9 protein-coding genes are annotated in these 11,443 nt (G+C 58.4%); 6 read left to right on the top strand and 3 right to left on the bottom strand.

The features are described 5' to 3' along the window. Positions 1–23: 23 nt before the first annotated feature. Positions 24–302 carry a 30S ribosomal protein S20 gene (gene rpsT / locus AAAB16_RS24825; RefSeq protein WP_340665755.1) on the bottom strand — a complete coding sequence of 93 codons (279 nt, stop codon included), beginning with the start codon at positions 300–302 and terminating at the stop codon, positions 24–26. Between the two features lie 244 nt (positions 303–546). On the opposite strand from rpsT, the gene murJ reads away from it, so the two are divergent. From murJ to ispH, 6 genes are all read left to right on the top strand, one after another. Next, positions 547–2,091 (top strand): murein biosynthesis integral membrane protein MurJ, encoded by a 1,545-nt coding sequence (gene murJ / locus AAAB16_RS24820; RefSeq protein ID WP_340665754.1) that lies wholly within the window; start codon positions 547–549, stop codon positions 2,089–2,091. Positions 2,092–2,202: 111 nt separating this feature from the next. Continuing rightward, positions 2,203–3,141 carry a bifunctional riboflavin kinase/FAD synthetase gene (ribF, locus tag AAAB16_RS24815; protein WP_340665753.1) on the top strand — a complete coding sequence of 313 codons (939 nt, stop codon included), beginning with the start codon at positions 2,203–2,205 and terminating at the stop codon, positions 3,139–3,141. A 10-nt stretch (positions 3,142–3,151) separates the two neighbouring features. Then, positions 3,152–5,983, top strand: coding sequence for an isoleucine--tRNA ligase (ileS, locus tag AAAB16_RS24810; RefSeq protein WP_340665752.1), 2,832 nt, complete (start codon positions 3,152–3,154; stop codon positions 5,981–5,983). Further along, on the top strand, positions 5,976–6,485 hold the full coding sequence (gene lspA, locus AAAB16_RS24805) for a signal peptidase II (protein WP_340665751.1): 510 nt from the start codon (positions 5,976–5,978) through the stop codon (positions 6,483–6,485). The genes ileS and lspA overlap by 8 nt, the downstream gene beginning before the upstream one ends. Further along, entirely contained in the window at positions 6,478–6,930 is a 453-nt protein-coding gene (locus tag AAAB16_RS24800; protein WP_340665750.1) for a peptidylprolyl isomerase, read from the top strand. The genes lspA and AAAB16_RS24800 overlap by 8 nt, the downstream gene beginning before the upstream one ends. A 44-nt stretch (positions 6,931–6,974) precedes the next feature. Continuing rightward, on the top strand, positions 6,975–7,919 hold the full coding sequence (gene ispH / locus AAAB16_RS24795) for a 4-hydroxy-3-methylbut-2-enyl diphosphate reductase (protein WP_340665749.1): 945 nt from the start codon (positions 6,975–6,977) through the stop codon (positions 7,917–7,919). Positions 7,920–7,981: 62 nt separating this feature from the next. Here the strand turns inward: ispH and AAAB16_RS24790 are convergent, their stop codons facing one another. Both AAAB16_RS24790 and AAAB16_RS24785 read right to left on the bottom strand, forming a co-directional pair. Continuing rightward, entirely contained in the window at positions 7,982–8,404 is a 423-nt protein-coding gene (locus tag AAAB16_RS24790; protein WP_340665748.1) for a type IV pilin protein, read from the bottom strand. 56 nt (positions 8,405–8,460) lie between these two features. After that, the gene (locus tag AAAB16_RS24785) at positions 8,461–11,178 is read right to left on the bottom strand and encodes a hypothetical protein (RefSeq protein ID WP_340665747.1); all 2,718 of its coding nucleotides are present in this window, start codon (positions 11,176–11,178) and stop codon (positions 8,461–8,463) included. Positions 11,179–11,443: the final 265 nt, after the last annotated feature.

Raw genomic sequence — 11,443 nt, 5'->3', positions numbered from 1 at the left:
TCGGTCTTTTCAACGCATCACACTTAGGCAGCAGCAGCTTGGCTGAGATCCTTGATGTGACCGTTCAGGCGGCTCTTATGACGAGCTGCTTTGTTCTTGTGGATGATGCCTTTGTCGGCCATACGGTCGATTACAGGCACAGCCAGAATGTACGCTTTCTGAGCAAGTTCGAGGTCTTTGGCGTCGATAGCCTTGACCACGTTCTTGATGTAAGTACGAACCATGGAGCGCAGGCTGGCGTTATGGCTACGACGCTTCTCAGCCTGTTTAGCGCGTTTTTTGGCAGAAGGTGTATTGGCCACCGTCGAGCTCCTTGAAACTTTGGGGAAATGACTAAACAAATAAGGCCGCGAATCATGCCGATGTGTCGAAGGCTTGTCAAGCGCGGTTCAGCCTTGCTGTGTACAGGCCGACAGGCGTGCCCCACGTGCGAGGATGATTTATTTGCGGTCCGGTTCTACACTCGCCGCCTTTGCCTTGCGGCCTACAGCGCAGTGCCGTGTTTTGCGGTGGCGTAGCTTACTTCATGCGGTAGAAACGAGCGTTATGAATTTACTTAAGTCGCTGGCTGCGGTCAGCTCGATGACCATGTTGTCCCGGGTGCTGGGTTTTGTTCGCGACACCATCGTGGCGCGTTTTTTCGGCGCAGGCATGGCCACCGACGCCTTCTTTGTTGCCTTTAAGCTGCCCAATCTGCTGCGGCGAATTTTTGCCGAGGGCGCGTTCTCGCAAGCGTTTGTGCCGATTCTGGCTGAGTACAAAACCCAGCAAGGCGAGGAGGCGACGCGAACCTTTGTTGCTTACGTATCAGGCCTGCTGACCCTGGTATTGGCGGTGGTGACGGCGCTGGGCATGATCGCCGCGCCCTGGGTGATCTGGGTAACGGCGCCGGGCTTTGTCGATTCGCCGGAAAAATTCGAGCTGACCTCTTCGCTGTTGCGCGTGACCTTTCCTTATATATTGCTGATCTCCCTGGCTTCGTTGGCCGGCGCGATTCTGAATACCTGGAACCGCTTTTCGGTGCCGGCCTTCGTGCCGACCCTGCTCAACCTGAGCATGATTTTTTTCGCTCTGTTTCTGACGCCCTATTTCGATCCGCCCGTCATGGCGCTGGGCTGGGCCGTACTGGTCGGCGGTCTGCTGCAACTGCTCTACCAACTACCGCATTTGAAAAAGATCGGCATGCTCGTGCTGCCACGCTTGAACCTGCGCGATAAAGGCGTGTGGCGGGTGATGAAACAAATGGGGCCGGCGATTCTCGGCGTTTCCGTTAGCCAGATTTCGCTGATCATCAACACCATCTTTGCCTCGTTTCTGGTGGCCGGCTCGGTGTCGTGGATGTACTACGCCGACCGCTTGATGGAGCTGCCGTCGGGTGTACTTGGTGTGGCACTGGGCACCATCCTGCTGCCAGCACTATCGCGTAGCTTCTCGAGCAAAAATACCGAGGAATACTCGCGTCTGCTGGATTGGGGGCTGCGCCTATGTTTTCTGCTCGCTCTGCCATGTGCGCTGGCGCTGGCGATCATTTCCGAGCCGCTGACCGTGTCGCTGTTTCAGTACGGCAAATTCAGCGCCCATGATGCGCAGATGACCCAGTACGCCTTGATCGCTTACTCCGTGGGACTGTTGGGCATCATCTTGGTCAAAGTGCTGGCGCCGGGCTTCTATGCGCGGCAGAACATCAAAACGCCGGTGCGTATTGCCCTGGGTACGCTGGTGGCCACACAGCTGATGAACCTGGTGTTCTTTTTTACCTTGCCGTATCCCCATGCCGGGCTGTCACTGTCCATCGGACTGGCCGCCTGCTTGAACGCCGGCTTGTTGTTCTGGCAGCTGCGCAAGCAACAGTTATTTGTGCCACAGCCAGGCTGGGGGGTGTTTATGGCCAAGCTGGTGGCGGCCGTGTTGGTAATGGCGGCTGTGCTGATTGGCTTGATGTATGTGATGCCGGCTTGGGATCAGGGGGAAATGTTGATCCGTTTGTTACGCCTCGGCGCATTGGTGGCGGTCGGTATTGCCGCGTATTTTGGCGTGTTGTTGCTGCTGGGCTTTCGTCTACGTGATTTTGCCCGGCGTTCGCTGGCCTGATATGCCGCGGGAATATTCATTTTCGTGCATGCAATAACGCGACAGCTGTTGCCTGTTGTACAGCGCCGGGTGTGCGTATAATCGCCCACTTTGTGAGCAAGAAGCGTCCCTATGCAGCTGGTTCGAGGGCTTCAAAACTTGCGGCCCCAGCATCGGGGCTGTGTGGCCACCATCGGCAATTTTGATGGCGTGCACCGTGGTCACCAGGCCATCCTGGCGCGGTTGCGTGAGCGCGCCGATGAATTGGGTGTGCCTAGCTGTGTGGTGATTTTCGAGCCGCAACCCCGTGAATTTTTTGGTCCCGACACCGCGCCGGCACGCCTCACCCGTTTGCGCGACAAGCTGGCCTTGTTTGCTGCTGCCGGGGTCGATCGGGTGCTGTGCCTGTCCTTTAATCGCCGTTTGCGTGAACTCAGCGCCGCTGAATTTGTTCACGCCATTCTGGTTGAGGGCCTTGGTGTGCAGCACTTGGAAGTGGGCGATGACTTCCGTTTCGGCTGCGATCGAGCGGGCGATTTTGCTTTTCTGCAGCAAGCCGCCGTGGTCGAAGGTTTTACCCTGGAGGCGGCCAGCACCGTTGAAATTGACGGTCTGCGCGTAAGCAGTACGCGTGTGCGTGAGTCGCTCGCCGCCGCTGATTTTGTATTGGCTGAACGTTTGCTCGGTCGTCCGTTTCAAATTTCCGGACGCGTGTTGCATGGGCAGAAACTGGCCCGCCAATTCGGCACGCCAACGGCCAACGTACAACTCAAACGCCGCCGCGTGCCGCTGACCGGGGTGTACCTGGTGAGTGTTGAACTCGACGGCAAACCCTGGCCTGGCGTCGCCAATATCGGCGTGCGACCTACGGTGCAGGGCGACGGTAGCGCACACCTGGAAGTGCATCTTTTAGAGTTTGTCGGCGATATCTATGGCCGACGTTTGACGGTGGCATTCCACCAAAAGCTGCGCGATGAGCAGCGTTTCGCCTCCCTGGAGGCGCTGAAGACGGCGATACACGCGGATGTCGCCGCCGCCCGTGCCCTATGGCAGGGTCAACCGCTTAAGTGAAGAGCCTGAGATGACCGACTACAAAGCCACGCTAAACCTTCCCGATACAGCCTTCCCAATGAAGGCCGGCCTGCCACAGCGCGAACCGCAGATTCTGCAGCGCTGGGACAGCATTGGCCTGTATCAGAAGTTGCGCGAGATTGGTAAAGATCGGCCCAAGTTCGTGCTGCACGACGGCCCGCCCTATGCCAACGGCACTATTCACATCGGTCACGCGGTAAACAAGATTCTCAAAGACATGATCGTGCGCTCGAAAACCCTCTCCGGGTTCGACGCGCCGTACGTGCCTGGCTGGGACTGCCACGGCCTGCCGATCGAGCACAAGGTTGAAGTCACCCACGGCAAAAACCTGCCCGCCGATAAAACCCGCGAGCTGTGCCGCGCCTATGCCGCTGAGCAGGTCGAAGGGCAGAAGGCCGAATTTATTCGCCTAGGTGTGCTTGGCGATTGGGCCAACCCCTACAAAACCATGGACTTTGCCAACGAAGCCGGGGAAATCCGTGCGCTGGCCGAAATGGTCAAAGGCGGTTTTGTCTTTAAAGGTCTGAAGCCGGTTAACTGGTGCTTCGACTGCGGCTCGGCCCTGGCCGAAGCGGAAGTCGAATACCAGGACAAAAAGTCTTCGACCATCGACGTTGCCTTCCCGATTGCCGACGAAGCCAAACTGGCCGCCGCTTTCGGCCTGCCGTCGTTGAGCAAACCAGCTGCCATCGTGATTTGGACCACCACCCCGTGGACCATCCCGGCCAACCAGGCGCTGAATGTGCACCCCGAGTTCACCTATGCCTTGGTGGATGTCGGCGACCGATTGCTGATTCTCGCTGAGGAGCTGGTTGAGTCCTGCTTGACCCGTTACAACCTCGAGGGCTCGGTGATCGCCACGGCGGTGGGTGCTGCGCTGGACTTGATCAACTTCCGTCACCCGTTCTACGAGCGCCTCTCGCCGGTGTACCTGGCCGAATACGTCGAGTTGGGCGCCGGTACTGGCGTGGTGCACTCCGCACCAGCCTACGGTGAAGACGACTTCGTGACCTGCAAGCGCTACGGCATGGTCAACGACGACATTCTCACTCCGGTGCAAAGCAACGGCGTGTACGTTGAATCGCTGCCATTCTTCGGCGGCCAATTTATCTGGAAAGCCAACCCGGCCATCGTTGAGAAACTCAGCGAAGTCGGCGCGCTGCTGCATACCGAAACCATCAGCCACAGCTATATGCACTGCTGGCGGCATAAAACGCCGCTGATCTACCGCGCTACCGCGCAGTGGTTCGTCGGCATGGACAAGCAGCCAGCCGCCGGCAACACCCTGCGTCAGCGCGCAGTACAAGCTATTGAAGACACCCAGTTCGTGCCGGCCTGGGGCCAAGCGCGCTTGCACTCGATGATCGCCAATCGCCCGGACTGGTGCATCTCCCGCCAGCGTAACTGGGGCGTGCCAATCCCGTTCTTCCTCGACAAAGCCAGCGGTGAACTGCACCCGCGCACCGTCGAGCTGATGGAGGAAGTGGCCAAGCGCGTTGAACAAGAGGGCATCGAAGCCTGGTTCAAACTCGACGCCGCCGAACTGCTCGGTGACGAAGCGGCCAGCTACGACAAAATCAGCGATACCCTCGATGTCTGGTTTGACTCCGGCACCACCCACTGGCACGTGCTGCGTGGCTCGCACCCGATGGGCCACGAGAGCGGCCCGCGGGCCGATCTGTACCTGGAAGGCTCCGACCAACACCGCGGCTGGTTCCATTCCTCGCTTTTGACCGGTTGCATGCTCGACGACCACGCGCCGTACCGCGAATTGCTGACCCACGGTTTCACCGTGGACGAGGCGGGCCGCAAGATGTCCAAGTCGCTCGGCAACGTTATCGCGCCGCAAAAGGTCAACGACACCTTGGGCGCCGACATCATGCGTTTGTGGGTGTCGGCCACCGACTACTCCGGCGAAATGGCGGTTTCTGATCAGATTCTGCAGCGCAGCGCTGATGCTTACCGGCGTATCCGCAACACGGCGCGCTTCCTGCTCTCCAACCTCAGTGGCTTTAACCCAGCCACCGACCTGCTGCCCGCCGAAGACATGCTGGCGCTGGACCGTTGGGCCGTCGACCGCGCCTTGCTGCTGCAAAACGAGCTGCAAGAGCATTACGGCGAATACCGTTTCTGGAACGTTTACTCCAAGGTGCACAACTTCTGCGTGCAGGAGCTGGGCGGCTTCTACCTGGATATCATCAAGGACCGTCAGTACACCACTGCCGCAGACAGCAAGGCGCGTCGCTCCTGCCAGACCGCGCTGTTCCATATCGCTGAAGCGCTGGTGCGCTGGATCGCACCGATCCTGGCCTTTACCGCGGACGAGCTGTGGGAATACCTGCCAGGCGAGCGTAACGAATCGGTGATGCTCAACACCTGGTACGAAGGCCTCAGCGCCTTGCCGGAAGGCTTCGAGCTGGACCGCGCCTACTGGGAGCGCGTCATGGCGGTGAAAGTCGCAGTAAACAAAGAGATGGAAGTTCAGCGCGCGGCCAAGGCAGTAGGCGGCAACTTACAAGCCGAAGTCACCCTGTATGCCGAAGATGCCCTGGTCGCCGACCTCGGCAAACTCAGCAACGAGCTGCGCTTTGTCTTGATCACCTCGACCGCTGCCGTAGCGCCGCTGGCCAGCGCGCCGGCCGATGCGGTAGTGACTGAAGTGGCGGGCCTGAAACTCAAGGTAGTGAAATCAGCCCACGCCAAGTGCGCGCGCTGCTGGCATTGCCGTGAAGACGTCGGGGTAAACCCAGAGCATCCAGAAATCTGCGGCCGTTGCGTCGACAATATCAGCGGTGCAGGCGAGGTGCGTCACTATGCCTAACTCTGAGCGTTTCGGCCGGCTGAGCTTTTTGTGGCTGAGCCTGGTGGTGCTGATCCTCGATCAGGCCACCAAGCTGTACTTCGAAAGCAGCCTGAGTTTGTACCAGCAGATTGAAGTCATTCCCGGTTACTTCAGTTGGACTCTGGCCTACAACACCGGCGCCGCCTTTAGCTTCCTCGCTGACAGCTCCGGCTGGCAGCGTTGGTTGTTTGCCCTTATTGCCATCGTGGTCAGCATCACCTTGGTGGTCTGGCTGAAACGCCTGAAGGCCGACGAAACCTGGCTGGCCATTGCCCTGGCCTTGGTGCTCGGCGGCGCATTGGGCAACTTGTACGACCGTATCGTCCTTGGCCATGTGATCGACTTTATCCTTGTGCATTGGCAGAACCGCCATCACTTTCCGGCGTTCAACCTCGCCGATAGTGCCATCTCGGTGGGCGCCGTGTTGCTGGCCCTGGATATGTTCAAAAGCAAAAAAGCCGAGGAGCCTGCCCATGACTGATGCCCCCGTAACGGAGCAACGTATTGGTCCGGACAAACAAGTAACCCTGCACTTCGCCCTGAACCTGGAAAACGGCGACGTGGTGGACAGCACTTTCGACAAAAAACCAGCCACCTTTAAAGTCGGCGACGGCAACCTGCTGCCCGGTTTTGAAGCGGCGCTATTCGGCCTTAAGGCTGGCGACAAACGCACCCTGCAAGTCGAACCGGAGCACGGCTTCGGCCAGCCCAACCCACAAAACGTGCAGGTGATGCCGCGCTCGCAATTCGAAGGCATGGAGTTGTCGGAAGGCTTGCTGGTGATCTTTAACGACGCCGCCAACACCGAGCTGCCCGGCGTGGTCAAAGCCTTTGATGACAGCCAAGTTACCATCGACTTCAACCACCCGCTGGCCGGCAAGACCCTGAGCTTTCAGGTCGACATTATCGAGGTCAAGCCGGCCTAATCCGCCGGTTGCCTTGCCCCGCTTTGGCGGATGAGGACGCACCCATGCAAATCAAACTCGCCAACCCCCGCGGCTTCTGCGCCGGCGTTGATCGCGCGATCGAAATCGTCAACCGCGCCCTGGAAGTGTTCGGCCCGCCGATCTACGTGCGTCACGAAGTGGTGCACAACAAATTCGTCGTCGAAGACCTGCGCGCCCGTGGCGCCATCTTTGTCGAAGAGCTCGACCAGGTGCCGGACAACGTCATCGTTATCTTCAGCGCCCACGGCGTTTCCCAAGCCGTGCGCAAAGAAGCCGAAGCCCGCGGCCTGAAAGTGTTCGACGCCACCTGCCCGCTGGTGACCAAAGTACATATTGAAGTCGCCCGCTACAGCCGCGACGGCCGCGAATGCATCCTCATCGGCCACGCCGGCCACCCCGAAGTGGAAGGCACCATGGGTCAATACGACGCCAGCAACGGCGGCGCTATCTACCTGGTCGAAGACGAAGCCGACGTCGCCAACCTGCAAGTACGCAACCCAGAAGCCCTGGCCTTCGTCACCCAAACCACCTTGTCGATGGACGACACCAGTCGCGTTATCGACGCCCTGCGCAATCGCTTTCCCAGCATTGGTGGGCCGCGCAAAGACGACATTTGCTACGCCACACAGAACCGCCAAGACGCCGTTAAACAGCTCGCCAGCGAATCCGATGTGGTGCTGGTAGTCGGCAGCCCCAACAGCTCCAACTCCAACCGCTTGCGCGAACTTTCCGAGCGACTGGGTACGCCGGCTTATCTGATTGATGGCGCTGAAGATCTGCAACAAGGCTGGTTCGAAGGTGCGGCGCGTATAGGCATTACCGCAGGTGCTTCGGCGCCGGAAGTGTTGGTGCTGGGCGTGGTGCAGCGTTTGAGGGAGTGGGGCGCGGTAGGTGCGGAAGAGCTGGATGGGCGGCCGGAGAATGTGACGTTCTCGATGCCGAAGGAGTTGCGGGTTAAGGCCATTTGAGTCGCTGAAGCCGGCGTAAAAAAAGGAGCTGTAGATGCAGCTCCTTTTTTATTGGCTGGTGTTTAGATGCCTTGGCAACTCGTCCAGGCGCCGATTTGGCTGAGTTTACCAGTTGCCCCTCGTGCGCCCGTGGAAGACAGCGTAAGGGTACCGGTGCCGGCCAACCTGGTACCGGCTACTGGTGTTGCGGACAACAGATAGGTGGTTGCAGTAGAGGAGGCCGCCACGAGCGCGATATTGAACTGCGCGGAGCCGTCTACTGGGCTTTTTGTGTAGTTACCGAGCGAGGCACTGGCATAGGTGTTGTTCTGCGCGCGGAAACGTTCCACCACATTGGATGCGCCAACCAAGGTCGCCTTGGCGTCCTCGCAGGTAGTTCGGCGAATGTAGTTCTGATAATTCGGTATGGCGATCATCGACAGAATGATCAAGATCGCCGACGCCACCATCAATTCCACGAGGGTAAAGCCTTGTTGTGTTTTCATCTTTTACTGCCCTTGTTAAAAGCCGAAACGGGCCTTGCGGCCCGTGCGGTGGTTGTCTAGTCGAGGGTGGACTGGTCGATCCAGTAGGTTTTACCCGGTGCTGGTGTGCCACTTGGGTCCGGGTCAAGCCCTGGGTCTTTCAGCACCCAGCAATGCGCGCCGCTGCAGAACAACTGCGGGTCGCCGGAAATACCGCCGCTGTTACTGGTTTGCGCTCGGTCCGCTGGCGTGCCGTTGCCGCCGGCAGGTACTGAGGCCGGTGTGGCGTCCAGTAGGCGAGCAGAGTAGGACCTGTTTACCCCAACTGCAGCGCTGCAAGCGGCGGTGCTGGTGGTGGGTTCGTAGGTGTTGAAATACAGAATGCCGTTAGCGGTCAGCGCGCGCGAAAGTACCTTCTCGCCACTGTTGCTCAAGGTGATATACCAGCCGCCAGTGGCCAGGTTAAACGCGTTGGTAGCGGCGGTTTTCTGAGCTGCGGTTCCCGCTTGCACCAAGTTGGCCGTTGCATCGTACAAGCTGCTTTCGGTCATCGTCCCTTCTGATGTCGTGGTTTTGAACAGCGTGGCAGTACGGAACGCATAGAAGCGGTCCTGAATGTACTCGTTAAGCGGGTGGCCACGGTAGCCGCTGCCAATGGACACGGCCAGGGAGCGAGTGCCGTTGGCATTAAGCAGCGACACGTCCGGCTCGTTGTAGAACCGCCGTGCACCGGCTGCGGTGGTGGTGTTACCAACGCTGGCAAATACGCCGTCATTGTTGGTGCCTGCTGGGGTTACCAGCGAGGCACCGCTGCTGCCGTTGTTGATGTAGAAGCGCCATACCTGGCCGCCCATATCGCCAACGAAAAACTGGTCGGCAAGTTTGTCAGCATCTGCGACTAATACGTCGGCGGAGTTTTTCTGCAGGTCAATAACCCGCACGCTGCTTGGAATGCTGTACTTCATTTTTGGCAAGCTTTGCGTGTAACCCGAGGTCGCTCTGCCCGCCGACCAGATTAAAGCACCGGTTTTTGCGTTAACAATGTAGATAGAATTGCCCTGCGAGTCGTCCGCATACAGGCTGGTGGAGATATTGCGATTGTCCGCATCCTGCGCTGGGTCGTAACCACCACCAAAAACCAGGACGTCGGTGATGTCAGTACCCACTCGAATTTTGGTTCTGACCGGCACCGACCACGTTTGCCCAAGATTCTCGAAGCCAGTGGTTGTACCGCCCAAAATCTGCCAAAGGATTTTCGGGTTGCTACGGTCGGTGATATCCAGTGCGTAAATGTTGCGCCCACCGCGACCCATGGTGGCGTAGGCGTAGACGAAGTCGCCGGCGTTCTTCGTCGTGGTATTTCCGCTGATTGCATCGCCGTAGATCAGACCATTACCGTTTACATCATTTACCCACAGGGTAACGGTGTTATCCATGCCATAGAGGCGTGGCCTGATCGAGCTGGACTGCGCGTTGTCACGCAGCTGTTTGATGTTTGGTAACAACTCCTGGGGCATATAGGCGAATTGCTCTACGCCAGTGTCGGTGTTGAAGCCGTGAATGTAGCCCTCGTTGGTGCCCATGATCGCTGTGATATCGGGCGAGGTGCATACCCCGGAAGTGAAGGTGTTGCAGCCATAAGTCACGAGACGGGGCGAGGAGTGGATTGGGTCGCCCAAGGAATAACGGTCAGCCGTATTGACCGCGTCGGGTCCGCCGCGAATGTAGCTGATCAGGTTGACTCGCGCCGTGTCATCCATGCTGGAGTCGCCCAGCTTGGCCTTGGTAATACCCGTGTTTGTAGTTACCAACGCGGACAATGCGGTGGCTGTGGTGGGAGACGCCCCGGTGTAGGTATAGAGGTTGCGCGAGGCCGGTACCGGCAGCTTCACCGCTGCCCCCCCCAGGGTAATGTCGGAACCATCGCGAGTGTTATTCCAGAAGCTGCGTGCACTGGATTTAAAGAACCCGGTATTGGGGTCGATGGCGGATACGTCATCGGCATCAACGATGGTCGCCACCGAGCCTTCGGTCTTCAGGCGATAGCGCTTCAGGTTGCCTGCCCAACGGTTGAACTGTGACGGTTTGAACAAGGCGAAATACAGCTGATCCAGGTTGTCTGCGCGGTTAAAGCTGTTTACTGGTGCGGTGCTGTTAACAAAGGTGGTGTTAGTGGCTAGCGCCGCTTGCACGATGTCGTCAAAGGCATTGGCCAGGTCGCTGGCGTTTTCGGCCTGGTAGGCCTTGCCGCCGCCCAATCTAGCCAGGTCATTCAACAGCGCGGTGGCTTGGGCATTACCACTGGTGTTAAAACCAATGGTGCTGGTTTGCACGTTGTTAAGACCCTCGTAGTCAGCCATGTCCGAGGTCTTCATCCAAGTAACCAGCGAGCGTGCGCAGCGCTCGCTGTCGTAGCGGCTGTCGCTGGTGCAGTTGGTTAGGCCGGTCAGGGTATTGACCCCGGCTTTAGCTTCGTCGGTGGTGCCGTTCGCTTCACCGTCCGTGAGGAACACCACGTAGTTGGCTTGGCACGAACTGGTGATTGGGCTGGCGTCACTGCCGATATGTTTCGCTGGCGTTTGCACCAAGTATTTCGCTGCATCGTAAAGCGTTGGCACAATAGGCGTTGAACCATTGGCTACCAGTGCCTGCACGATACCGTTGGTGTATTCGCGCACGGTATAGCCCTTGGAGCCGAGGCCGCCGGATGCAAGCTTGATGCGCAGTTTTATGCTGGCATCAGGGCTCACGTTGCGGGTTTTCAGTTCGAACGCACTGTTGGTTGGCCTAAACATTACGGCCACTGCGTTGCCGTCCGCCCAGTCAGTTTTGTTGAAAATGGTCTGCAATTGAGTGGTCAGGCCAGTGGCGGAGCAAGTTACAGGTACACCTGCAGTAACCGGAACAAAACTGCAACTGGTTGCGGCTGTTAGGCTGCGCCCACTTAGGTTGTTTCTGCCTGTACTGAGTGCGCTGGCGTTGGCTGAGTCCTCGAAGTACACATTGCTGACTCCGGTAGTGCCGGTATTGTTGGGGGTTACTATTACATCCGTACTTAAT

Source organism: Pseudomonas sp. (genome assembly GCF_037994325.1).
GTDB lineage: Bacteria > Pseudomonadota > Gammaproteobacteria > Pseudomonadales > Pseudomonadaceae > Aquipseudomonas.
The sequence above is the reverse complement of the archived record's forward strand: the minus strand, read 5'-3'. Positions and strand labels throughout refer to the sequence as shown.

Coding starts and splice junctions, on each gene's coding strand:
- AAAB16_RS24800 (WP_340665750.1), top strand. CDS start 6,478: ATGACTGATGCCCCCGTAACGGAGCAACGTATTGGTCCGGACAAACAA.
- murJ (WP_340665754.1), top strand. CDS start 547: ATGAATTTACTTAAGTCGCTGGCTGCGGTCAGCTCGATGACCATGTTG.
- ispH (WP_340665749.1), top strand. CDS start 6,975: ATGCAAATCAAACTCGCCAACCCCCGCGGCTTCTGCGCCGGCGTTGAT.
- AAAB16_RS24785 (WP_340665747.1), bottom strand. CDS start 11,178: ATGTTTAGGCCAACCAACAGTGCGTTCGAACTGAAAACCCGCAACGTG.
- lspA (WP_340665751.1), top strand. CDS start 5,976: ATGCCTAACTCTGAGCGTTTCGGCCGGCTGAGCTTTTTGTGGCTGAGC.
- AAAB16_RS24790 (WP_340665748.1), bottom strand. CDS start 8,404: ATGAAAACACAACAAGGCTTTACCCTCGTGGAATTGATGGTGGCGTCG.
- ribF (WP_340665753.1), top strand. CDS start 2,203: ATGCAGCTGGTTCGAGGGCTTCAAAACTTGCGGCCCCAGCATCGGGGC.
- ileS (WP_340665752.1), top strand. CDS start 3,152: ATGACCGACTACAAAGCCACGCTAAACCTTCCCGATACAGCCTTCCCA.